Below are 22,826 nucleotides of genomic sequence, written 5' to 3'. Positions count from 1 at the left end.
GGATGATTACAATCGCCACATTATTTTTTGGGAAGAACAGAAGATGTCCACTAATCCGCAGCCAGAACAGCCTTCCGCCACGCAAAGCGAACTGATTTATCGTCTTGAAGATCGTCCTCCTCTGCCGCAAACGCTGTTTGCCGCCGGTCAGCATCTGCTGGCGATGTTTGTCGCGGTCATTACCCCCGCGATTCTGATTTGTCAGGCGTTAGGGCTGCCCGCAGAGGATACCCGGCACGTGATCAGCATGTCGCTGTTTGCATCGGGTGTGGCATCACTGCTGCAAATCAAAACATGGGGGCCGGTGGGTTCGGGCCTGCTGTCGATTCAGGGCACCAGCTTCAACTTCGTTACGCCCTTGATTATGGGCGGCATGGCGCTAAAAAATGGCGGCGCTGACGTGCCCACCATGATGGCGGCGCTGTTTGGTACGCTGATGATCGCCTCCTGTACCGAAATGGTGCTGTCACGCGTATTGCACCTGGCGCGCCGGATCATTACGCCGCTGGTGTCCGGTATCGTGGTGATGATTATCGGCCTGTCGCTGATTCAGGTGGGGCTGACCTCCATTGGCGGCGGTTTCAGCGCGATTAACGATCATACTTTTGGTGCGCCGAAAAATCTGATGCTGGCAGGGGCTGTGCTGCTGGTGATCGTGCTACTTAACCGGCAGAAGAACCCCTACCTGCGCGTTGCCTCCCTGGTCATTGCCATGGCGGTAGGCTATCTGCTGGCCTGGGCGATGGGCATGCTGCCTGCCGCCGGCATCCCCACCGATCAGCCGCTAATCGTGGTGCCGACCCCGCTCTATTACGGGCTGGGCTTCGACTGGAATCTGCTCATCCCGCTGATGCTGGTGTTTATGGTGACCTCTCTGGAGACTATCGGCGATATCACCGCCACCTCGGATGTGTCAGAGCAGCCGGTCAGCGGTCCCCTCTATATGAAACGCCTGAAAGGCGGCGTGCTGGCGAATGGCCTCAACTCCTTTGTCTCCGCGCTGTTTAATACTTTCCCGAACTCCTGCTTCGGTCAGAACAATGGCGTCATCCAGTTAACCGGTGTTGCCAGCCGCTACGTCGGCTTTGTTGTCGCGCTGATGCTGATTGTGCTGGGGCTGTTCCCGGCGGTCAGCGGACTGGTGCAGATGATCCCTGAACCGGTACTCGGCGGCGCCACCATTGTGATGTTCGGCACTATCGCCGCTTCGGGTGTCCGCATTGTGTCACGCGAGCCGCTTAACCGCCGCGCCATCATGATTATTGCGCTGTCGCTGGCGGTGGGCCTGGGCGTTTCCCAGCAGCCGCTGATCCTGCAGTTTGCGCCTGACTGGCTCAAAACCCTGCTCTCTTCCGGTATTGCGGCGGGCGGCATTACCGCTATCGTACTCAACCTGATTTTTCCGCCAGAGAAGTAAGGCCAGGGGCAGGCTTCGGCCTGCCTGCTAATTATTCGGATTTACATCCAGGCTGTTGAGCTGTAACGGTAATTCAGGCATAACAACCTCTCACCGGATTTAACTCGGGAAGGATGCTATGAAATTTATTGGAAAGTTTTTCCTCACCTTACTTTTGCTGCTGCTTTTCACCCTGGTCGTGATCTATGTTCTGTTGCAGACACAGTGGGGTGCAGGCTGGTTTAGCCGTTGGGTGAGTGACAAAACCGAATGGCATCTCTCCCTGAGTAAAATTGAACACAATTTCTCCTCTCCCTCTCACATCATTCTGGATGACTTCAGCTTTGGTCACGATGGACAGCCTGCAGTTCTGGTGGCGAAACGGGTCGATCTCGGTCTGGCACTGATTCAGTTCAGCGATCCGCTGCATTTCAGCAGCCTTGAGCTGCGCGACGGAGAAGTGAATCTGGCCAATCTGGCGCCAGGCAGCGCGCTACCGATTCAGGCCGATCGCCTGCAACTCAACAATATGCGTATCGACAGCCCCAACAGCGCGTTACCGCTGTTTGCTCAGCAGGTTAATGGCGGCATTTTGCCGTGGAAACCCACTGCCCTTGATATGCTGGGTCGCGATGCCCGCTTCCAGATGAGCGCAGGCAGCATGAAGCTGAATAATGTGCCGGGTGAAAACGTACTGATCCAGGGCAGTGTTGCCCAGGGTCGGATGCGCTTTGACAATATTGGTGCCGACCTGGCGCGTGGCTCTATGACCGGCAACGGTGAGCGCGATGCCCAGGGCAACTGGAAAATTAATCAGCTGCGACTGAACGACATCCGTCTGCAGACCACCAGTAGCCTGAAAGATTTCCTGCATAGCCTGCAGGTTGTCCCCTCGATCGCCATTACGCGGCTCGACATGACCGATGCCCGCCTGCAGGGGCCTGACTGGGCGGTAACGGATCTGGATCTGACGCTGAGAAACGTTAACTGGCAGGGTGATGACTGGCAGAGTAACGATGGTTCGCTGGCGCTGAATGCCAGCAATTTTATCAACGGTGGATTCGAACTAAATGACCCCATCGTTAACCTGGACTTCTCACCGCAGGGCGTGGCGCTGACGCAGTTCAGTTCACGCTGGGCAAATGGGGTAATTCGGGCTGACGGTGACTGGTCGCGTAGCGATAAACGCCTGACACTGAAAAACCTGGCGGTGGCGGGACTGGAATACACTCTGCCGCAGGACTGGCGCGATCGCTGGCAGGCGACACTGCCCGCGTGGCTGGATAGCGTAGAGGTGACGCGCTTCACCTCTAACCGAAACCTGATTATCGACATCAATCCGGCTTTTCCCTTCCAGCTGACCTCACTGGATGGATCCGGTGAAAACCTGCTGCTGGCGCAGCAGCACCAGTGGGGGATCTGGTCGGGTAAGCTCAGCCTGAACGCGGCAGAATCAACCTTTAATCGCACCGACCTGCGTCATCCGTCGATTGCGCTGAGCGCTGACCAGCAGCAGATTCAGGTTACGGAGCTGAGTGCGTTCAGTAATAAGGGTCTGCTCGAAGGGACGGCCACCGTAGGCCAGCAGCCAGCCCGTCCGCTGACGCTGCAACTGACAGGTCGTGCTGTACCGGTGAATGTGTTGCAGAACTGGGGATGGCCCGCGTTGCCGTTAACCGGTGACAGTAATATGCAGCTGCAGCTGAACGGTGCATTAACCGCAAATCAGCCGCTGCGCCCGACGGTTAATGGCAGTTTGTCGGTGACAACCGACAGTCAGCAACTGCAGCAGACCATGCAGGCTGGCGAGGTACGTTAACAACAGATCAGGGCCGCTGAAGCGGCCCTGATGATTAGTTGATACGCGCGCCGGACCCCCCCTCTTCCAGTGGCCCATCAGGATCGGCGGGCAGGACGATATAGACCCCTTCAAACACAGCGCCACACTCATCATTGCCAAACAGCTCAACTTCGAGCTGCACACGCGCTTTACGTCCGCGCGCCAGGCGGTCGAGATCGCCGCTTAATGAGCCCAGATCGGCAATCGCGCCAGGCCGTCCGCTGATGGGGTGGCTATAGCGAATGTGCGCATCCGCCAGAATAATGGTGCCACCCAGATGACGCTCGCGCAGCAGCAACCAGATCAACCCCCAGCCGGTCAGCGTTGCCAGCGAAAACAGGCTGCCAGCGAACAGCGTCTGGTGTGGATTCTGGTTGCCCGCTTCCGGCATGGTGGTGATAAATTTTTGCCCGGTAAACTGCAGAATACGGACGCCCATCTTTTCGCTGAGCGGGATATGATCATACCAGGCCTGTTGCAGCTGACCGCACCAGTCGGCGCGATGCAGGATATCGTCAAGCGTGACGACCGGTTTGATCATCAAAAAGTGACGCACCGGCGTCGTCTGCGGCGCGGTAATCTCGCCCTGATTGATGTAGCCGAGTTTAGCGAAGAAAGCGACAGCATCTTCGCGGGCGCTGCAGGTTACCCGCTTAGCCCCTTCCTGACGCGCCACGGATTCCAGCGTCATCGCCACCAGAGTACCCAGTCCCTTGCCCTGAACCGAAGGATGAACGGCCATGAAGCGGATAGCGGCCTCATTGTCGGCATTAATATAGAGACGGCCGATGGCGACCGGATTTCCCTGCTCATCAACCACCATCTGATGATGCGCCAGCGCATCCCAGGCGTCACGTTCCGACCCCTGCGGCTGACGCAGAGGTTTACGCAACATCTCCCAGCGGAACTGATAATAGATATCCAGCTCTTCCGCCGTCTGTGGCACGCGAAGGTGATACATGTAATGTTTCTCCCGCTCGGATGTGTGGCCAGTTCCCTGCCGCTCAGCTGACGCTCTCACACCTGTAACCAGAACGTCACAGGACCATCATTCACCAGCGAGACCTGCATATCCGCAGCAAAACGGCCATTAGCCGTGGTGATGCCCTGCTTGCGACAGCAGTCGCTGAAATATTCATACAGCCGCTCGGCTTCAGCGGGCTCGGCGCCACCCGAAAAGGAGGGACGCATCCCTTTTTGGGTATCTGCGGCCAGCGTAAACTGTGACACCACCAGCACGCTTCCGCCCGCCTGGCGAACACTCAGGTTCATTTTGCCCTGCTCATCACTAAAGATGCGATAGCCCAATACGCGTTCTGCGAGACGTTCCGCACGCGCGTTGTCATCGCCCTTTTCCACGCCCAGCAAAACCAGTAAACCGGCACCGATTTCACCGACCACTTCCTGATTGACGCTGACGCTGGCGCGCTGTACGCGTTGAATCAATGCAATCATGTTTCCTCGCGTTGCTCCTCTTTGTGTTGCTGCTTTAACTGCCGATAGTCGGCTAACGCAACGGTGATTTCAGCGCCTAACAACACAATACACCAGGTCCAGTAGACCCAGAGAAACAGAATGGGGATCACGGCCAGTACGCCGTAGATCAGCTGATAAGAGGGGAACATAGTAACATAGAGCGCAAAGCCCTTTTTGCCCAGCTCAAACAGCGCACCGGCAACCAGCGCGCCAATCAGCGCATCGCGCGGCGGCACTCGCTGGGTAGGAACGATGCTGTAGAGCAACCAGAAGGCGAGCCACGACAGCAGGAGCGGGAAAATACGCAGCATCTGATCGACCAGGCTGGTGACGCCTGTCGCGTTAATCCAGCGCAGCGACAGCAGATAGGAGCTGATCGCCAGACTGGCACCGGCCAGTAACGGGCCAAGTGTCAGGATCATCCAGTAGACCGCAAAGGAATAGACCATCGGCCGCTTCTTGTTGCTGCGCCAGATGGTGTTTAACGCGGTATCGACGGAATGCATTAGCAGTAAGGCGGTAACGATCAGGCCGACCGCTCCGACCGCCGTCATCCGGTTTACGTTAGCCACAAACTGCTCAAGATAGCGTTGCAGCGTGTTGCCTGCAGCGGGCATCAGATTGGTAAAGACAAAGTGCTTCAACTGCACGCTGATATCTGAAAAGACCGGAAACGCCGCAAACAGGGCAAACACCACCGCAATCAGCGGCACCAGCGCCAGCAATGAGACATAAGCCAGATTACCGGCCTGGGTCGTCATGCCATCCTCATCAATGCGTTTCCACAACAGTTTGAGCCACAACCAGAATGCATGCAGCCCGGGACGAAATTTACGTGACATCATGAATTACTGTTGACCTGCAAACCAGTTGGGTACCGTTTTACTGTCAGTAACCAGTACACTTTCAATACCCAGGGCGCGGGCCGCCTCAATGTTTTGTGGATTATCGTCAAAAAATACCGCCTGATCGGCAGCCACACCTTCTGCGTCCAGCACATGCTGATAAATCCGGGCTTCCGGTTTACGCATGCCCAGCTCCTGGGAGAGATAGAGCTTGTCGGCTGCCTGCTGCACGTCCGGATACTGTGTTGGCCAGAATTCGCAATGCAGTTTGTTGGTGTTAGAGAGGATCACCACCCGATGGCCCTCCAGCCGCAGCCGGTTCATCAGCGCCAGGATTTCCGGACGCACGTCAACGAATACCGCCTGCCAGCCAGCGGCAAACTGTTCATAGCTCAGCGCGATTTCCAGCTTTTCACACAGCGCCAGCGCGAAATCTTCATCGCTGATCTCGCCACGTTCGTGTTGTTCAAACGCCTCATCCATCTGGAAATGGCTTTGCAGCGAGGCCAGCGGCACACGACTAAGGTCACTCCAGACACCCAGCACGCGGTTAAAGTCGATATCGATAATCACATTGCCCAAATCAAAGATATACAGCATGGTGTGTCTCCTTCTGTTCCCTGGAGTATTCACTCTAGCGGCAAAAGGGCAGGCTGAACAGGCACTCGCGGAGAGAAAAGCGTAAACGGCAGCGGGCAGCTAAAAAGCGCGACATATCCCACAAATAATCGCTGGCCCGGCTGAAGAGGCAGGAATTTCAGGCAAAAAAAAAGCCCCGCAGGCGGGGCTCTTTATCAGCTAAAAGCGCAATTATGCGTCTTTAGGACCACGTGATGCACGTTTACGGTCGTTTTCAGTCAGGTGACGTTTACGGATACGCACTGACTGTGGTGTAACTTCTACCAGTTCGTCATCATCGATGAACTCGATCGCCTGCTCAAGGGTCATCTTGATTGGCGGAACCAGCGTCGTGGCTTCATCAGTACCTGAAGCACGCATGTTGGTCAGTTTCTTACCGGTCAGGCAGTTAACTGTCAGGTCGTTAGAACGGCTGTGAATACCGATGATCTGGCCTTCATAGACTTCTGCACCGTGACCCAGGAACAGCTTACCGCGGTCCTGCAGGCTGAACAGTGCAAACGCAACTGCTTTACCCTGACCGTTGGAGATCAGTACGCCGTTCTGACGCTGGCCCACTTCGCCCGCACGAATGTCATCGTAGTGGCTGAAGGTAGAGTAGAGCAGACCGGTACCGGAAGTCATGGTCATGAATTCGTTACGGAAGCCGATCAGGCCACGGCTTGGGATCACGTAGTCGAGACGTACGCGGCCTTTGCCATCCGGATCCATGTTTTTCAGATCGCCCTTACGCTCACCCATGGCTTGCATGACTGAACCCTGGTTGTTCTCTTCGATATCCAGCGTAACGTTCTCGAATGGCTCCTGTTTACGGCCATCGATTTCGCGGAAGATAACTTTCGGACGGGATACCGCCAGTTCGAAACCTTCACGACGCATGTTTTCGATCAGAACTGACAGGTGAAGCTCACCACGACCTGATACGCGGAACGCGTCAGCATCTTCAGTTTCTTCAACGCGCAGTGCCACGTTGTGAACCAGTTCTTTGTTCAGACGCTCAAGGATCTGACGTGAAGTCACGTACTTACCTTCTTTACCGCAGAACGGTGAGGTGTTGACGTTAAAGAACATGGTAACTGTTGGCTCATCAACGCTCAGTGCTGGCAGCGCCTGCACGTTCTGTGGATCACAGATGGTGTCAGAGATGTTCAGCTCGCCCAGACCGGTGATAGCAATGATATCGCCCGCTTCTGCCAGGTCGCTGTCGATACGCTCAAGACCCAGGTGAGTCAGGACTTTACCGACTTTACCGTTACGGGTTTTGCCTTCGCTATCGATGATAGTGACTTGCTGGTTAGGCTTAACTTTACCGCGCTTGATACGGCCGATGCCGATCACGCCCAGGTAGTTGTTGTAGTCCAGCTGAGAGATTTGCATCTGCAGTGGGGCGTCAGCCTCAACCTGCGGAGGCGCAACGTGGTCGACGATCGCCTGATACAGCGGGGTCATATCGTCAGCCATGTCGGTGTGCTCAAGACCAGCAATACCATTCAGCGCAGAGGCGAAAATGATAGGGAAGTCGAGCTGCTCATCAGTAGCATCCAGGTTAACGAACAGGTCAAAGACCTGATCAACAACCCAATCCGGACGCGCACCAGGGCGGTCTACTTTGTTGATAACCACAATCGGCTTCAGACCATGCGCGAACGCTTTTTTGGTCACGAAGCGGGTTTGCGGCATAGGGCCATCCATCGCATCTACAACCAGCAGCACCGAGTCCACCATGGACATGACGCGCTCAACTTCACCACCGAAGTCGGCGTGTCCCGGGGTATCAACGATGTTGATACGGTAGTCATTCCACTTAATGGCGGTGTTTTTTGCGAGGATGGTAATCCCACGCTCTTTCTCCAAATCATTGGAGTCCATCACGCGCTCTGTTGCTTCGGTACGGGCATCAAAAGTACCGGATTGTTGCAGCAGTTTGTCAACCAGGGTGGTCTTTCCATGGTCAACGTGCGCGATGATGGCGATGTTACGCAAATTTTCGATCACAGCTTTGCCTCAGGCATTAGAAATAGCGCGTTATTGTACACTGATTAAGCGGAAGACTGAACACGATCACACTTTTCACTGAAAGTTTATTGCATGGAGGCCAATTTGCCCTGTTACCGGTGCAGAAAATGCACTAAGTTGGTCTGATGCACCAAAATAGTGCCACCAGATAACCATTAAGCACCACAGTGGTGCAATAAAACGATCGTGGTGCAGCCGCTTTATGACAAAAAGGTGCACCACAAGGCGATTTAAGCATCATCAAAAAAGTTGGCACAGAATTCGCTTTATCTAAATCAAGCGTAAACGCCAGACAGATGTCGGTTGAAGAGCGTGCCGGAAGAGGTTGGTCAGGGAGTTGTTTTCCCGCAACGTATTCCGGAAACGACGTTTCCTCGCCATGTAGATAATGAAAGACCATTTCCAGGAGAGTTGAGTATGTCCGCTGAACACGTTCTCTCGATGATGAACGAGCATGAAGTTAAGTTTGTTGACCTGCGTTTTACCGATACCAAAGGTAAAGAACAGCACGTTACGATCCCTGCTCACCAGGTTAACGCTGACTTCTTCGAAGAAGGCAAAATGTTCGATGGTTCGTCTATCGGCGGCTGGAAAGGCATTAACGAATCAGACATGGTGCTGATGCCTGACGCCACCACGGCGGTCATGGATCCTTTCTTCGAAGATTCTACGCTGATCATCCGTTGTGACATCCTCGAGCCAGGCACCATGCAGGGCTACGACCGCGATCCACGCTCTATCGCTAAGCGCGCTGAAGATTTCCTGCGCTCTTCCGGCATCGCTGATACCGTACTGTTTGGACCAGAACCAGAATTCTTCCTGTTCGATGACATCCGTTTCGGCTCATCGACGTCCGGTTCACACGTTGCTATCGACGATATCGAAGCGGCATGGAACACCGGTAAAGAGTACGAAGGCGGTAACAAAGGTCACCGTCCAGGTCTGAAAGGCGGCTACTTCCCGGTTCCACCGGTTGACTCATCACAGGACATCCGTTCTGCCATGTGTCTGACCATGGAGCAGATGGGCCTGGTTGTTGAAGCGCATCACCACGAAGTGGCGACCGCGGGTCAGAACGAAGTGGCAACCCGCTTCAATACCATGACCAAAAAAGCGGACGAAATTCAGATTTACAAATATGTGGTTCACAACGTTGCGCACGCTTACGGCAAAACCGCGACCTTTATGCCGAAGCCTATGTTTGGCGACAACGGTTCAGGCATGCACTGCCATATGTCACTCTCCAAAGGTGGCCAGAACCTGTTTGCCGGCGATAAGTACGGCGGCCTGTCTGAAATGGCGCTGTTCTACATCGGCGGTATCATCAAGCACGCTAAAGCGATCAACGCCCTGGCGAACCCGACCACCAACTCTTACAAGCGTCTGGTCCCGGGTTACGAAGCACCGGTTATGCTGGCTTACTCTGCCCGTAACCGTTCAGCCTCAATCCGTATCCCGGTTGTTGCCAGCCCGAAAGCGCGTCGTATCGAAGCGCGCTTCCCGGATCCAGCGGCTAACCCATACCTGGCGTTCACCGCACTGCTGATGGCTGGCCTGGATGGCATCATCAACAAAATCCATCCTGGCGATGCGATGGACAAGAACCTGTATGACCTGCCACCGGAAGAAGAAGCTGAGATTCCAAAAGTTGCAGGCTCTCTGGAAGAAGCGCTGAATGCACTGAACGAAGACCGCGAGTTCCTGACCCGCGGCGGAGTATTCACTGACGAATCGATCGATGCTTACATCGAACTGCGTAAAGCAGAGATGGATCGCGTTCGCATGACGCCACACCCGGTTGAGTTCGAGCTCTACTACAGCGTTTAACTGGTCAGACGTTTTTTGTTGCCGTGGAAACTTTTAGCCCATCTTCGGATGGGCTTTTTTCTCCGCGAATTCACCGTTCATTCGCCCTCTTTTCGGCTTAAAGACTAAAATGCACCTCTTTAGTGCAGAGGAACGTTGTATGGCAACTGGCTCTCTGCCCGATGCAGGGCAGATTCTCAACGCGTTAATCAACAGTATTTTGTTGGTGGATAACGATCTGGTTATTCATTACGCCAACCCGGCGGCGCAGCAATTACTGGCGCAAAGCTCACGCAAATTGTTCGGCACGCCGTTACCGGAATTAACCGGCTACTTTTCGCTGAATATCGAGGTGATGCGCGAGAGTCTTGAGGCTGGCCAGGGATTTACTGACAGTGAGGTCACGCTGGTGGTAGATGGTCGCGCGCACATTATGTCGCTGACCGCCCAGCGGTTACCCGATGGCTTAATCCTGATGGAAATGGCGCCGATGGATAATCAGCGTCGTCTCAGTCAGGAGCAGTTACAGCACGCCCAGCAGGTGGCCGCTCGCGATCTGGTTCGCGGCCTGGCCCATGAGATTAAAAATCCGCTGGGAGGATTGCGCGGCGCGGCACAGCTTTTATCCCGCGCCCTGCCCGATCCCTCGCTGAATGAATATACCAAAGTGATTATTGAACAGGCCGACCGGTTGCGGAATCTGGTTGATCGTCTGCTGGGGCCGCAGCAGCCGGGCATGCACATCACGCAGAGCATTCATCAGGTGGCCGAACGGGTGGTTAATCTGGTGTCGATGGAGCTGCCGGAGAATGTCTCGCTGGTACGGGATTATGATCCCAGCCTGCCGGAACTGCCGCACGATCCCGATCAGATTGAACAGGTGCTGCTTAACGTGGTGCGCAATGCGCTTCAGGCGCTGGGCGACGATGGCGGCACCATTATTATCCGCACCCGCACGGCTTTCCAGCTGACGCTGCACGGCACGCGTTATCGCCTGGTGGCACGTATTGATATTGAAGATGATGGCCCCGGCATTCCGGCCCAGCTGCAGGATACGCTGTTTTATCCGATGGTCAGCGGACGCGAAGGCGGTACCGGTTTAGGCCTCTCCATCGCCCGTAGCCTGATTGATCAACATTCAGGAAAAATAGAATTTAACAGTTGGCCGGGACACACCGAATTCTCGGTTTACCTGCCTATTCGCCAGTGAGGTTTCTATGCAACGAGGGATAGTCTGGATCGTCGATGACGATAGCTCCATCCGCTGGGTGCTTGAACGCGCGCTCACTGGAGCCGGTTTGAGCTGTGCGACTTTTGACAGCGCAAGCGAGGTGCTGGATGCCCTCTCAACCAAGACCCCGGACGTTTTACTGTCAGACATTCGCATGCCCGGTATGGATGGCCTGGCGCTGCTGAAACAGATTAAACAGCGTCATCCGATGCTTCCGGTCATCATAATGACGGCGCATTCAGATCTGGACGCTGCCGTCAGCGCCTATCAGCAGGGTGCCTTTGATTACCTGCCTAAGCCGTTCGATATCGATGAAGCGGTTGCGCTGGTCGAGCGTGCTATCAGCCACTATCAGGAGCAGCAGCAGCCACGTAATCAGCCGGTCAGCGGACCCACCACCGATATCATCGGTGAAGCGCCCGCGATGCAGGATGTGTTCCGCATCATCGGACGATTATCGCGCTCGTCGATCAGTGTGCTGATCAACGGCGAGTCCGGTACCGGTAAAGAGCTGGTGGCCCATGCGCTGCATCGCCATAGCCCGCGCACCAAAGCGCCCTTTATCGCGCTCAACATGGCGGCGATCCCCAAAGATTTAATTGAATCAGAACTGTTTGGTCACGAAAAAGGCGCCTTTACCGGGGCGAACCAGATCCGTCAGGGCCGTTTTGAGCAGGCGGATGGCGGCACGCTGTTTCTGGATGAGATCGGTGATATGCCGCTGGATGTGCAGACCCGTCTGCTGCGCGTGCTGGCCGATGGCCAGTTCTATCGCGTTGGTGGCTATGCGCCGGTCAAAGTGGATGTGCGTATTATCGCGGCGACCCACCAGAATCTGGAATTACGCGTACAGGAAGGCAAGTTCCGTGAGGATCTGTTTCACCGCCTGAACGTGATTCGTGTGCATCTGCCACCGCTGCGTGAGCGTCGTGAGGATATCCCGCGTCTGGCGCGTTATTTCCTGCAGGTGGCGGCGCGTGAGCTGGGTGTGGAAGCGAAGATTCTGCATCCGGAAACCGAGACAGCGTTAACCCGACTGCACTGGTCAGGTAACGTGCGTCAGCTGGAGAACACCTGTCGCTGGCTGACCGTGATGGCTGCGGGTCAGGAAGTCCTGATTCAGGACCTGCCCGGAGAACTGTTTGAATCCAGTACGCCGGAGAATCCGGTACAGTCGCTGCCTGACAGCTGGGCAACGCTGCTGGCACAGTGGGCCGATCGCGCTCTGCGTTCCGGTCATCAGAATCTGCTGTCAGAAGCCCAGCCAGAGATGGAGCGCACGCTGCTCACTACTGCGCTGCGTCATACGCAGGGCCACAAACAGGAAGCGGCACGTTTGCTGGGCTGGGGACGAAACACGCTGACGCGCAAGCTCAAAGAGCTGGGCATGGAATAAGCGGTTCAGTACGGGCTGGTGAAGTCTGCCAGCCCGTTTCTTCAGATAACGCGGGAGAACTGCTGCTGACGCGCTTTCTGACGCAGATAGCGATCAAAGCACATGCAGATATTGCGGATCAGTAACCGGCCAATTCCCGTCACCTCCAGCCCCGTAGCGGTTTGTTCCACCAGCCCATCGGTTATCAACGGTTTCAGCAGCGCCAGGTCCTCAGCAAAATAGTCGCTGAAGCGAATGCCCCATTGCGCTTCTGTCGCGGCAAAATTCAGCGAGAAGTTGCAAATCAGCGTTTTTATCACGTCCCGACGCAGGCAATCATCGTCGGTTAAGGCGATGCCACGCCACAGGCCATTTCCCTGCTGTTCCACACAATTGTACCAGGTATTAAGGTCTTTCTGGTTCTGCGCATAACTGTCGCCAATCATGCTGATGGCAGAGACGCCAAGCCCCAGCAAATCGCTGTCGCCCTGCGTCGTGTATCCCTGGAAATTGCGATGCAGCTGGCCTTTGCGCTGCGCGATAGACAGTTCATCCTGCGGCTTCGCAAAGTGATCCATTCCAATGAACTGGTAGCCCTGCTGAGTCAGGGTTGCGATGGTCTGCTGTAAAATATCCAGCTTTTGCTGAGCCGATGGCAGTTCACCCTCTTTGATTTTACGCTGTGCCGCGAACATCGCCGGCAAATGCGCATAGTTAAAGACGCTAAGACGATCCGGGCTCAGCGCCAGTACCCGCTCCAGCGTCCAGGCGAAGCTGGCGGGCGTCTGCAGGGGTAAACCATAGATCAGGTCAATGCTGGTCGAGCTGAACCCCTGTTCACGGGCACGCGCCATCAGCCCGAAAATCATCTCTTCATCCTGTACCCGGTTAACCCGCTCCTGCACCGATTTGTTGAAGTCCTGCACCCCCATGCTCAGCCGGTTGAATCCCAGCGATCGCAGGTGATCAATCACATCCTGCTCAATTTCCCGGGGATCCACTTCGATCGACATTTCGGCATCATCGGCCACACTGAAATGCTGCTTCAGTAAACCCACCAGCCGGGAAATCTGCGCATTGTCGAGGAAGGTTGGCGTGCCGCCGCCCCAGTGAAGCTGCGTGACCTGACGCTGACGAAACAGCGGCGCACGCTGAATAATCTCCTGCTCAAGCACATCCAGATAGCGGTCCGCTTTGTGACGCTGACGCGTCACTATCTTATTGCAGCCGCAGAAGTAGCAGAGACGATGGCAGAAGGGAATATGGACATAGAGCGACAGCGGACGATCGGGGTAACGCGCCACGGCACGCTGGAAGTCGTTTTCCGCGTACTGCTCGCTGAACTCCAGCGCAGTGGGATAGGAGGTGTAACGCGGGCCGGCATAATTGTACTTTTCAATTAACGCCTGATCCCACTCAATCTGCTGCGATGGCATGCTCACTCCTTCCGGTGACGTCGTCTGAGAGAAGGTCGCGAAGAAGAGGAGATAAAAGGTGAGCGGGATGAGACCCGACGTAAACGTTGCTTCAGACGCGACAGGCGTCGTAGTTTAAACAATAACCACAGCAGATAACATGTCGCCAGCAGCGCGAAAATTGATCCAGGCCAAAACATTGTCGTTTACCTGTTAAGCGCGGCATGCGGGTAACGCATGCCGATCAAATTTGCTTAGTTGCCTTTCAGCAGACGGTACATATCTTCTTCAGCCTGCTCATCTTCGGCATCATCCATCACAATGCCTAACTGCTCCATCAGTTCATCGATACGATCCAGCGAGGCATCCAGCCAGCCCTGATCTTCAGCCGACAGCGTTTCGCCATTTTCCAGCCGATCCAGCAGCGCATCCAGACGTTCGTCATTTTCCAGCTTCGCCAGCTCTTCTTCTGGTGTCAGACGCACTTTCTTCTCTGCTGCCGGTTTTTCTGCGCTTTTCTTTGGTTTAACGGCGGCGGTTTTTCCTTCAGCGATCAGGGCCACCGGTTTTTTACTCCCGATGCGCGGATCTTTGACGCTGTCCGCCTGACGTCCGCCATTGTTTTCGGACGCCGCCGGATTAGCACGGCTGCCAGATGCATGTCCGCGATGCTTTTTATCACGTTTGCGATCGCGTGCTTCATGGTTGATATCGTCACGCGATTTGCGTTTGGCTTTGACGGCAGGTTTGCCGTTAGCAGCTCGTGCAGGTTGCTTCATAGTATTCGGTCCCGGCTTTTTTTATTCAGTATAGAATTGCGGCGAAATCTAGCAGAAAGTAGACAAAGAAAAAAGGCGACAGCTCAAGCTGTCGCCTTATTTCATACCTTCATAAGAAGGAATCATGTTTTAAATCCTTTTCGGCTCGTAACATCCCGGTTAATCCCGCGCCTGCTCAACTCCTGAGCTATTCCTTATCCCTGTCTGGCCGCATCCCTGACCCTGTTCCATTCCATCGCTCATAACCCTCCTGGTATCCCTGAGCGCATCATCCTGATGTGTGCTGCCGTGCACTGCACACTAATGTAGACCAACTGGTAAAAGCCTCAAGTCAGTGTCAAAAATAGTTAGTTCAAAAAAAGAACGTTTTAAGATAAGAGTTTGAATTACATATTTTTTTATTTTTAGTAATTAAAGTAAAAAGCGAAATAACCCGCACCGTGAATGGCAAATCTCTTACAAAGTTTGTTACCGAGATGCGATTGAGCACTTTCGCGTCATAACGCGTATAATCGCCCGCATTGCCTTAATGCGTTTTCTGGAGTGTCACCTTGTCTGAATTGAATTACCACGTTACCCACTTTGTCATGAGCGCGCCGGATATCCGCCATCTGCCTGCCGATACCGGAATTGAGGTGGCTTTCGCTGGCCGCTCGAACGCGGGAAAATCGAGTGCGCTGAATACGTTAACCAATCAGAAGGGTCTGGCGCGTACCAGTAAAACGCCGGGACGTACGCAGCTGATTAACCTGTTTGAAGTGAAAGAAGGTAAGCGTCTGGTCGACCTGCCCGGTTACGGTTATGCCGAAGTTCCGGAAGAGATGAAGCTGAAGTGGCAGCGCGCGTTAGGTGAATACCTGCAAAAACGTCAGGCGCTGAAAGGACTGGTTATCCTGATGGATATCCGTCATCCGCTGAAAGATCTCGACCGGCAGATGATTCAGTGGTCAGTGGAAAGTGGCATTCCGGTGCTGTTGCTTCTCACTAAAGCAGACAAACTGGCCTCAGGTGCCCGTAAAGCGCAGCTCAATGTCGTGCGTGAAGCCGCACTCGAATTTGTTGGTGATGTGCAGGTAGAGCTCTTCTCATCGCTGAAGAAAATCGGCGTGGATAAGGTTCGTCAGAAGCTGGACAGCTGGTTTAATACGCTTGAACCTGCGGTTGAAGATCAGGACACGGAAGAGTGAGTGGCAACCTTGTGCCGGTGATGTTGACGGTACAAAAAGCCCAATAAAAAACGCCCCAGTCACAGAATGACTGGGGCGGCTAAATTCAGCCAAATCCGATTACGTGAAGTAAAAGGTCTGAAAGATAGAACATCTTACCTCTGTACCCTACGCGACGAACTTTACCTGATTTTCTGTGGGTGACAAAGGCTTTTTTGTTGCTTACTTACATGAAACAGGACTTTTTTTACCATGCACGTCACAAAAATAGCGTTGCGATGTAGTTTAATGACGAAAAAAGTGTTTAGGCGATAAGCAGTTAGAAAAGCGCTTTCTCTCAGTGCCAGCGTTGACCACGCTAAACCGGTCAACTAAACGATTTTCTTATACCTGATTCAGGGCCGATTCTGTTCTTCAGAACCGACCACACGCATCGAATCAGTGGGCTTCATCCCAGTTGTCACCCACACCGACCTCAACCAGTAAAGGTACGTCGAGCTGCACGCTACCTTCCATCAGCGCACGGATTTTCTGGCTCGCCTCTTCAACCGCCTCGGCTTTGACTTCGAACACCAGTTCATCGTGAACCTGCATGATCATTCTGACGGCATTGTCGTTTTGCTGTTCCAGCCAGTTATCCACGGCAATCATTGCCCGCTTAATGATATCCGCTGCCGTTCCCTGCATCGGCGCATTGATCGCGGCACGTTCAGCGGCTTTCCGGCGAATGGCGTTACCGGATTTAATATCGGGCAGCCACAGCCGACGGCCTTCCAGCGTTTCGACATAGCCTTTACTCGCCGCCAGCTGGCGTGTGTTCTCCATATAGCGCAGGACGCCCGGATAGCGTTCAAAGTAGAGATCCATATACTTTTTCGCTTCACCCGCACCGATATTCAGCTGACGCGACAGGCCAAAGGCGCTCATGCCATAAATCAGACCAAAGTTGATCGCTTTGGCGCTGCGACGCTGTTCGCCGCTGACCTTATCCAGCGCCACGCCAAACACTTCGGATGCCGTCGCGCGGTGGATATCTTCGCCCTGGGCAAAAGCGTCCAGTAATCCTTTGTCCTGAGAGAGATGCGCCATGATACGCAGTTCGATTTGTGAATAGTCTGCCGCCACAATGCGATGGCCTTTGGCCGCTACAAATGCCTGACGGATTCGGCGTCCTTCATCATTACGCACCGGAATGTTTTGCAGATTCGGATCGGCAGAGGATAAACGTCCGGTTGCGGTGACGGCCTGATGATAAGAGGTATGTACCCTGCCACTGATCGGATTAATCATCAGCGGTAATTTATCCGTGTAAGTAGACTTAAGTTTGGATAAGCCGCGATGCTCCAGAATCACTTTGGGTAACGGATAATCAAGTGCCAGCTCGGCTAACACCTCTTCGCTGGTTGACGGCGCGCCGCCTGGTGTTTTCTTTGTGGGCTTGATGCCCTGTTTTTCAAACAGGATCACCTGAAGCTGCTTGGTGGATGAGAGGTTGAAGGGTTCCCCCGCCAGCTCATGCGCTTTCAACTCAAGCTCAGCCAGTCGGGCCGTCAGCTCTTTCGAATGCTGCGCCAGAATAGACTGATCGATCAGCACACCGTTGCGCTCTATGCGCGAAATCACCGTCAGTAACGGCATCTCAATCTGTTCGAAGACTTTTTTCGGACCCGCTTCTTTCTCCAGCTCTGGCCACATCTTCAGATGCAGCTGCAGGGTCACATCTGCATCTTCTGCAGCGTAATGGGATGCCTGCTCTAATGCGATTTGATTGAACGTCAGCTGATTTTTGCCTTTACCGGCGATCTCCTGGAAGGTCACGGTTTTATGGTTAAGCCAGCGAGCGGCCAGGCTATCCATGTCATGTTTGCCCACCACGCTGTTGAGGATATAGGACTCAAGCATGGTGTCGAATTTGATACCGGCCAGTTCAATGTCGTAGTTTTTCAGCACGCCGCGATCGTATTTCAAGTTCTGGCCAACTTTCCAGGCGCTCTCATCTTCCAGCAAGGGCTTGAGCTGTGCCAGAACGGTGGCGCGATCCAGTTGATCAGGCGCATCAAGATAGTCATGGGCAACCGGCAGATAGGCGGCTTCACCGGGCGCCACCGCGAAGCTGATGCCGACGATATTAGCGCTCAGGGTATCCAGCGCGTCGGTCTCCAGATCAAACGCAAAGACTTCGCTGTTTTTCAGCTTCTCCAGCCAGCTATCAAAGAGATCCTGATCCAGAATGGTGACATAACCCTCGGTCGGTAACACGCTGCTGGTTTCAGCCACCAGGGCCGGTTCATCGGCCTGCGCTTTTTGCGCCTGCGTAGTGCTCTTTTTACCCTGCAGCCATTTACCGTCCTGCAGGTCACTCAGCCAGCGTTTGAACTCGTAACGACTGAACAGGGCCTGCAATGCCTCTGTATCGGGTTCAGTGACTGTGAGCTCTTCACAGGGCAGCGCCAGCTCAACGTCTGTCTTAATGGTCGCCAGCTGATAAGAGAGAAACGCCACATCACGATTCTGCTCAAGTTTGGTCGCCATGGTTTTGGCACCACGAAAGCCGAGATCGGCCACTTTGTCCAGATTGTCATAGATCGTCTGCATGCTGCCCAGCCCCTGCAGCAACGCCTGTGCCGTTTTCTCACCGACGCCTGGCACGCCAGGAATGTTGTCGGAGCTATCACCCATCATGGCAAGGAAGTCGATGATCAATGCGGGTGGAACACCATATTTCTGCTCAACCTCTTCTGGTCCCAGAATGGTGTTGCTCATGGTGTTAATCAGCGTGATGGCGGGCGTGACCAGCTGCGCCATATCTTTGTCGCCAGTGCTGATCAGCACTGAGAGACCCTTTTTCTCCGCTTCCAGCGCCAGCGTACCGATGACATCATCAGCCTCGACGCCGCTCACAGCCAGCAACGGCAGCCCCATCGCCCGCACCATCTCATGCAGTGGCTCAATTTGTGCACGGAGCTCGTCAGGCATCGGGGGACGGTGAGATTTGTAATGCTCAAACAGCTCGTCCCTGAAGGTTTTGCCTTTGGCATCGAACACCACAGCAACGTGACTCGGATTGTATTGCGCCAGCAGGCTTTTCAGCATGTTGAGCACGCCGTACATGGCGCCAGTGGGTTCACCTGCACTGTTGGTCAGCGGCGGAAACGCGTGATACGCGCGATAAAGATAGGATGAGCCATCGACCAGAATCAGGGGATTTTCTGCTATTTGCGCCATAAGTCTGTGTAGTCTTCGTTGCTATGAGTTGGGCTATAAGGATGCCACAACCAGGCAGAAATGGTGAACTAAGGCGTGCCACGTCTGGAGTTTTTCACGCTTTTGGGGACAGGATCGCAACGATCGTTCTGTGGATAACTTTGTGCGTAAAAATTATAACGCGCTGTTTTTCAGGAAAATAAATAATCGACACTTGAATAAAAACCATAAATTTCATTGGCTTATTTAATTTCCGTGACCCGATCGCTATTTTTAATAGCGCGATCCCTTGTGTGGATATTAAATTTATGCCCTGGAGATGGACAAAAATTGGCCCGTTGTTCAAAGGCATAAAAAAAACGCCAGCAGAGCTGGCGTTCAACGGGGGTGTGAGGCTGATTACTTCTGGCTTACCAGGAATTTAACCACGTTCGCATAGTCTGCGACGAAATTATCCATAGAGCTGGTATCAAGACCGCCGTTGTTAACCATGTATTTGCCATTCACGAAAATAGCAGGCACACCACGCAGATCAACATCAGCAGCGGCTTTTTGCTGCTGCGCAACCAGCGCTTTTACGGCGAAGCTGTTCCAGGCTGCATCATAGTCCGCCGCAGAGATACCGGCCGCTTTGACAAAGGTCTCTTTCAGACTGGCAGGATCGGTGATGGTCTGCGTTTTCTGAATGCCATCGAAGATCGGTGCTGTCACTTTATCTTCAACGCCCAGCGCCATCGCGACAGCCCAGGCATGGGTCACGACCGGCCCCAGCTCTCCACCGAGAAAATCGACGTGGTATTTCACCATCTTAGTGTCAGCAGGCAGATTCTTTTTCACCGCGTCATTGACGTGATAAATACGTTCAAACTGATAGCAGTGCGGGCAGAAGAAGGAGAAGAACTCCATCACCTGAGGTTCGCCGGCCACAGGTTTAGGCAGACTCACATATTGTTTACCTTCAGTGAACTGGGCAGCAGATGCGCTGAATGCCAGCACTAAACCCATCAGTGCAAACCAAATTTTTTTCATCGTGAAAAATTCTCCTGACTACGTCATTAATATTGCGGTGTCAGCTGCAGAGGAGGTTCCTGCAACAGCTTCTCCTGCTCGGTAAAGAGTGAAATTTGCCTGCGCCAGAAATCTTCATCTGTCATCCAGGGGAAAGCGCGCGGAAAAGCGGGATCCTGCCAGCGTCGGACAACCCAGGCCAGATAATAAACCATGCGCATGGCGCGTAAAGGTTCAATCAGTGACAATTCATTAATATCAAAATCACTGAACTCACTGTACGCCTCCAGCAGTATATCCCATTGAATACGCTGTTCCTGACGATCGCCGCTGATCAGCATCCAGAGATCCTGCACGGCCGGGCCATTACGGGCATCATCCAGATCGACAAACAGCGGTCCGTCACGCCACAGGATATTACCCGGATGGCAGTCGCCATGTAATCGTAGCGGCTGCCACGTGGTGTGCCACTGTTGTTGCAGCGTGTTTCCCAGCTTATCGATAGCCTGTAGCAGTGCGACTTTAAGCGATGCAGGCACTAACAGAGAGTGCTCCAGCACCTGCCGGGGTTCATGCAGATATTCATCCAGACCGATGGCAGGCCGATGCCTGAACAGCGCTTTACGCCCGGTCTGATGAATGCGGCCCAGGAAGCGGCCTACCCACTCCATCTGATCTTCGTTGTCTGTCTCATATTGTCGTCCGCCCAGGCTGGGGAATACGGCAAAGAAGAAGCCAGCGTGACTATGCAGTGTCTCACCCTTTAACCGCAGTGGCGCCGCGATGGGCACTTCGTCAGCCAGCAGATCAAGTGCGTACTGATGTTCTTCAGCAATCTGTTCGGCACGCCAGCGCTGTGGGCGATAAAACTTCGCAACATAGCGGCGTTTTTCGTCGTCGCTGAATTGATAAACCCTGTTCTCGTAGCTGTTCAGGGCTGTCAGACCCGATTCGACGCGAATTCCTGTTTCCCAGAGCGCATCAAGCAACACGTCGGGATTCAATGTCTGGAAGTTAAAAGCAGCGTCGCTCATCATGTTACCTGTAGTTGCCCTTGCAAATAGCAGCCAAGGATAACACTACTCGTCCTGTTTAATGACACCCCGTGCGCGGAGCAGTGCTGTTTTGAAATCAACTTCATAATCTTTTTTCAGGCCTGGTATCTCATCATCGCTGGCTGAGTCACGCATCTTGAGATGGTAAATTAATACATCATCGGTTAATTCACTTAACGGGCCACGGAAACCAGATTCCTGAGCCAGTTTCTGCAAAAATGTGACCAGATTAAGATCAGGCTCTTTTTGCCAGGCGGGTTGCAGCAACGCGATTAACTCGTTTAAACGATGGCATTTCATTCAGATTTCTCCTTTCACAGTGCGTCATCAGCGAGGGCACAGTCATGACAATATTAACCGGCATCATTCTGGCCGGTGGTCAGGGCCGCCGTATGGGTGGTCAGGACAAAGGGTTAGTACAGCTGGATGGCAGGCCGCTTTATCAGCATGTCCTTGAACGGCTCAGGCCACAAGTCGACATTGTCATGATTAATGCGAATCGTAATATTGATCGCTATCAGTTAAGCGGATGTCGGGTTATTCAGGATGTTTTTGATGATTATCCCGGTCCGCTGGCCGGTATCTACAGTGGGTTGCTCGCCATCGACGGTGAATGGGCCGCTTTTTGCTCCTGCGATACGCCTGCAATACCTCTCAACTTCGTCGAAAAACTGCTCCATCAACGCGAAGAGGCGCCGGCAGTCTGGGTACGTTCACAGTCGCGCGATCACCCGACGCTGGCGCTGATTCATCGGGAGATGGCTGCACCTCTTTATGACTATCTTCAGGCTGGAGAACGACGTCTTATGCATTTTCTGCGCGACCACGGTGGTCATGCTGTCCGGATGGATGATGATGAGGCTGCCTTCCGCAATATCAATACGCCTGATGACCTGAACGACAGAGGCTGATATGTCATTACCTATACTTGCTATTGTGGGCTGGAGTGGAACCGGTAAAACGACGCTATTGCAGCAGGTGATACCGACTCTCGGCGCTAAAGGTATCCGCGCAGGATTGATTAAACATACCCATCATCAGATGGATGTGGATACGCCAGGCAAAGATAGCTATCTGCTCAGAAAAGCGGGTGCCAGTCAGGTGATAGTGGCCAGTTCAGAGCGATGGGCATTGATGTGTGAGACGCCGGAAAAGCAGTCGATTAATCTGCCTTATCTGCTCAGCCGCATGGATCACGCTACGCTTGAGGTCGTGCTGGTCGAAGGCTTCAAAGATGAACCCGTACCTAAAATTGTTTTATGGCGGGCCGGGATCAAGGGTGGGATCGAGGAACTGCTTGATGAGCAGGTAATCGCTGTCGCCAGCGACCAGAAATTAACGCTGAACGTGCCAGTTCTGGATATAAATCGTCCGGACAGCGTTGCAGACTTCATTGCTGACTGGCTTGAGAAACGCTGAAATGGATGTTGTGATGCAGTTTTTCACGATCTGCAGACGTAAAAAAGCCCCGCACTTTCGTGCGGGGCTTCTTCACTTGTTTGATGCCTGGCAGTTCCCTACTCTCGCATGGGGAGACCCCACACTACCATCGGCGCTACGGCGTTTCACTTCTGA

Annotated in this window: 19 protein-coding genes; 8 read left to right on the top strand and 11 right to left on the bottom strand. The window is 53.8% G+C overall.

Annotated features, from left to right (window positions below; all coding sequences use genetic code 11):
* The first annotated feature begins 43 nt into the window (after nt 1-43).
* Both NR195_RS20495 and NR195_RS20490 read left to right on the top strand, forming a co-directional pair.
* A complete protein-coding gene (locus NR195_RS20495) occupies nt 44-1,417 on the top strand; it encodes an NCS2 family protein (protein ID WP_033786501.1) in 1,374 nt (457 codons plus the stop codon).
* A gap of 118 nt (nt 1,418-1,535) precedes the next feature.
* Entirely contained in the window at nt 1,536-3,215 is a 1,680-nt protein-coding gene (locus NR195_RS20490) for an AsmA family protein (protein WP_256844861.1), read from the top strand.
* A 34-nt stretch (nt 3,216-3,249) separates the two neighbouring features.
* Here NR195_RS20490 and fabY read toward each other — a convergent pair whose 3' ends face one another.
* The 5 genes from fabY to typA form a co-directional block, all read right to left on the bottom strand.
* A complete protein-coding gene (fabY, locus tag NR195_RS20485) occupies nt 3,250-4,197 on the bottom strand; it encodes a fatty acid biosynthesis protein FabY (protein WP_010258423.1) in 948 nt (315 codons plus the stop codon).
* A gap of 56 nt (nt 4,198-4,253) precedes the next feature.
* Nucleotides 4,254-4,691: a D-aminoacyl-tRNA deacylase gene (gene dtd / locus NR195_RS20480; protein ID WP_033759277.1), complete on the bottom strand. Its 438-nt coding sequence runs from the start codon at nt 4,689-4,691 to the stop codon at nt 4,254-4,256.
* Nucleotides 4,688-5,557, bottom strand: a complete 870-nt coding sequence (locus NR195_RS20475; protein WP_010672108.1) for a virulence factor BrkB family protein — start codon at nt 5,555-5,557, stop codon at nt 4,688-4,690. Before NR195_RS20475 ends, dtd begins: the two co-directional genes overlap by 4 nt.
* Nucleotides 5,558-5,560: 3 nt before the next feature.
* Nucleotides 5,561-6,157, bottom strand: coding sequence for a glucose-1-phosphatase (yihX, locus tag NR195_RS20470; protein ID WP_010258428.1), 597 nt, complete (start codon nt 6,155-6,157; stop codon nt 5,561-5,563).
* 210 nt (nt 6,158-6,367) lie between these two features.
* Entirely contained in the window at nt 6,368-8,191 is a 1,824-nt protein-coding gene (gene typA, locus NR195_RS20465) for a ribosome-dependent GTPase TypA (RefSeq protein ID WP_010258429.1), read from the bottom strand.
* A 438-nt stretch (nt 8,192-8,629) separates the two neighbouring features.
* Here typA and glnA point away from each other — a divergent pair, with 438 nt between their 5' ends.
* The 3 genes from glnA to glnG all read left to right on the top strand — a co-directional run bounded on the left by glnA (nt 8,630) and on the right by glnG (nt 12,645).
* Nucleotides 8,630-10,039, top strand: coding sequence for a glutamate--ammonia ligase (gene glnA, locus NR195_RS20460; protein ID WP_010258434.1), 1,410 nt, complete (start codon nt 8,630-8,632; stop codon nt 10,037-10,039).
* Nucleotides 10,040-10,178: 139 nt separating this feature from the next.
* Entirely contained in the window at nt 10,179-11,228 is a 1,050-nt protein-coding gene (gene glnL / locus NR195_RS20455; RefSeq protein WP_008926971.1) for a nitrogen regulation protein NR(II), read from the top strand.
* A gap of 7 nt (nt 11,229-11,235) precedes the next feature.
* The gene (gene glnG / locus NR195_RS20450; protein ID WP_010258440.1) at nt 11,236-12,645 is read left to right on the top strand and encodes a nitrogen regulation protein NR(I); all 1,410 of its coding nucleotides are present in this window, start codon (nt 11,236-11,238) and stop codon (nt 12,643-12,645) included.
* A gap of 41 nt (nt 12,646-12,686) precedes the next feature.
* On the opposite strand, the gene hemN is transcribed toward glnG, so the two are convergent.
* Together hemN and yihI are read right to left on the bottom strand one after the other, a co-directional pair.
* A complete protein-coding gene (hemN, locus tag NR195_RS20445) occupies nt 12,687-14,060 on the bottom strand; it encodes an oxygen-independent coproporphyrinogen III oxidase (RefSeq protein WP_256844860.1) in 1,374 nt (457 codons plus the stop codon).
* A 233-nt stretch (nt 14,061-14,293) separates the two neighbouring features.
* Nucleotides 14,294-14,818: a Der GTPase-activating protein YihI gene (yihI, locus tag NR195_RS20440; protein ID WP_010258445.1), complete on the bottom strand. Its 525-nt coding sequence runs from the start codon at nt 14,816-14,818 to the stop codon at nt 14,294-14,296.
* 551 nt (nt 14,819-15,369) lie between these two features.
* Here yihI and yihA point away from each other — a divergent pair.
* Complete coding sequence (gene yihA / locus NR195_RS20435; RefSeq protein WP_115758604.1) at nt 15,370-16,005, top strand: ribosome biogenesis GTP-binding protein YihA/YsxC; 636 nt, start codon at nt 15,370-15,372, stop codon at nt 16,003-16,005.
* Between the two features lie 417 nt (nt 16,006-16,422).
* Here the strand turns inward: yihA and polA are convergent, their stop codons facing one another.
* The 4 genes from polA to NR195_RS20415 form a co-directional block, all read right to left on the bottom strand.
* Nucleotides 16,423-19,209: a DNA polymerase I gene (polA, locus tag NR195_RS20430; protein WP_250328035.1), complete on the bottom strand. Its 2,787-nt coding sequence runs from the start codon at nt 19,207-19,209 to the stop codon at nt 16,423-16,425.
* Between the two features lie 378 nt (nt 19,210-19,587).
* Nucleotides 19,588-20,217 carry a thiol:disulfide interchange protein DsbA gene (gene dsbA, locus NR195_RS20425; RefSeq protein WP_010258458.1) on the bottom strand — a complete coding sequence of 210 codons (630 nt, stop codon included), beginning with the start codon at nt 20,215-20,217 and terminating at the stop codon, nt 19,588-19,590.
* A 26-nt stretch (nt 20,218-20,243) separates the two neighbouring features.
* A complete protein-coding gene (locus tag NR195_RS20420) occupies nt 20,244-21,230 on the bottom strand; it encodes a serine/threonine protein kinase (protein ID WP_010258460.1) in 987 nt (328 codons plus the stop codon).
* Between the two features lie 45 nt (nt 21,231-21,275).
* Entirely contained in the window at nt 21,276-21,551 is a 276-nt protein-coding gene (locus tag NR195_RS20415) for a YihD family protein (RefSeq protein WP_003850728.1), read from the bottom strand.
* A 44-nt stretch (nt 21,552-21,595) separates the two neighbouring features.
* On the opposite strand from NR195_RS20415, the gene mobA reads away from it, so the two are divergent.
* Together mobA and mobB are read left to right on the top strand one after the other, a co-directional pair.
* Entirely contained in the window at nt 21,596-22,162 is a 567-nt protein-coding gene (gene mobA, locus NR195_RS20410; protein ID WP_122457449.1) for a molybdenum cofactor guanylyltransferase MobA, read from the top strand.
* A 1-nt stretch (nt 22,163) separates the two neighbouring features.
* Nucleotides 22,164-22,670: a molybdopterin-guanine dinucleotide biosynthesis protein MobB gene (gene mobB / locus NR195_RS20405; protein WP_033786512.1), complete on the top strand. Its 507-nt coding sequence runs from the start codon at nt 22,164-22,166 to the stop codon at nt 22,668-22,670.
* Nucleotides 22,671-22,826 lie beyond the last annotated feature (156 nt).

The sequence above is a fragment of the Pantoea sp. Ft-CA_14 genome (genome assembly GCF_024520875.1).
Classification (GTDB): domain Bacteria; phylum Pseudomonadota; class Gammaproteobacteria; order Enterobacterales; family Enterobacteriaceae; genus Pantoea; species Pantoea agglomerans.
This window is presented reverse-complemented; position numbering and strand designations above follow the sequence as displayed.

Coding starts and splice junctions, on each gene's coding strand:
- glnA (WP_010258434.1), top strand. CDS start 8,630: ATGTCCGCTGAACACGTTCTCTCGATGATGAACGAGCATGAAGTTAAG.
- mobB (WP_033786512.1), top strand. CDS start 22,164: ATGTCATTACCTATACTTGCTATTGTGGGCTGGAGTGGAACCGGTAAA.
- NR195_RS20490 (WP_256844861.1), top strand. CDS start 1,536: ATGAAATTTATTGGAAAGTTTTTCCTCACCTTACTTTTGCTGCTGCTT.
- NR195_RS20495 (WP_033786501.1), top strand. CDS start 44: ATGTCCACTAATCCGCAGCCAGAACAGCCTTCCGCCACGCAAAGCGAA.
- hemN (WP_256844860.1), bottom strand. CDS start 14,060: ATGCCATCGCAGCAGATTGAGTGGGATCAGGCGTTAATTGAAAAGTAC.
- mobA (WP_122457449.1), top strand. CDS start 21,596: ATGACAATATTAACCGGCATCATTCTGGCCGGTGGTCAGGGCCGCCGT.
- glnL (WP_008926971.1), top strand. CDS start 10,179: ATGGCAACTGGCTCTCTGCCCGATGCAGGGCAGATTCTCAACGCGTTA.
- NR195_RS20475 (WP_010672108.1), bottom strand. CDS start 5,557: ATGATGTCACGTAAATTTCGTCCCGGGCTGCATGCATTCTGGTTGTGG.
- NR195_RS20420 (WP_010258460.1), bottom strand. CDS start 21,230: ATGAGCGACGCTGCTTTTAACTTCCAGACATTGAATCCCGACGTGTTG.
- fabY (WP_010258423.1), bottom strand. CDS start 4,197: ATGTATCACCTTCGCGTGCCACAGACGGCGGAAGAGCTGGATATCTAT.
- dsbA (WP_010258458.1), bottom strand. CDS start 20,217: ATGAAAAAAATTTGGTTTGCACTGATGGGTTTAGTGCTGGCATTCAGC.
- glnG (WP_010258440.1), top strand. CDS start 11,236: ATGCAACGAGGGATAGTCTGGATCGTCGATGACGATAGCTCCATCCGC.
- NR195_RS20415 (WP_003850728.1), bottom strand. CDS start 21,551: ATGAAATGCCATCGTTTAAACGAGTTAATCGCGTTGCTGCAACCCGCC.
- yihI (WP_010258445.1), bottom strand. CDS start 14,818: ATGAAGCAACCTGCACGAGCTGCTAACGGCAAACCTGCCGTCAAAGCC.
- dtd (WP_033759277.1), bottom strand. CDS start 4,691: ATGATTGCATTGATTCAACGCGTACAGCGCGCCAGCGTCAGCGTCAAT.
- yihX (WP_010258428.1), bottom strand. CDS start 6,157: ATGCTGTATATCTTTGATTTGGGCAATGTGATTATCGATATCGACTTT.
- polA (WP_250328035.1), bottom strand. CDS start 19,209: ATGGCGCAAATAGCAGAAAATCCCCTGATTCTGGTCGATGGCTCATCC.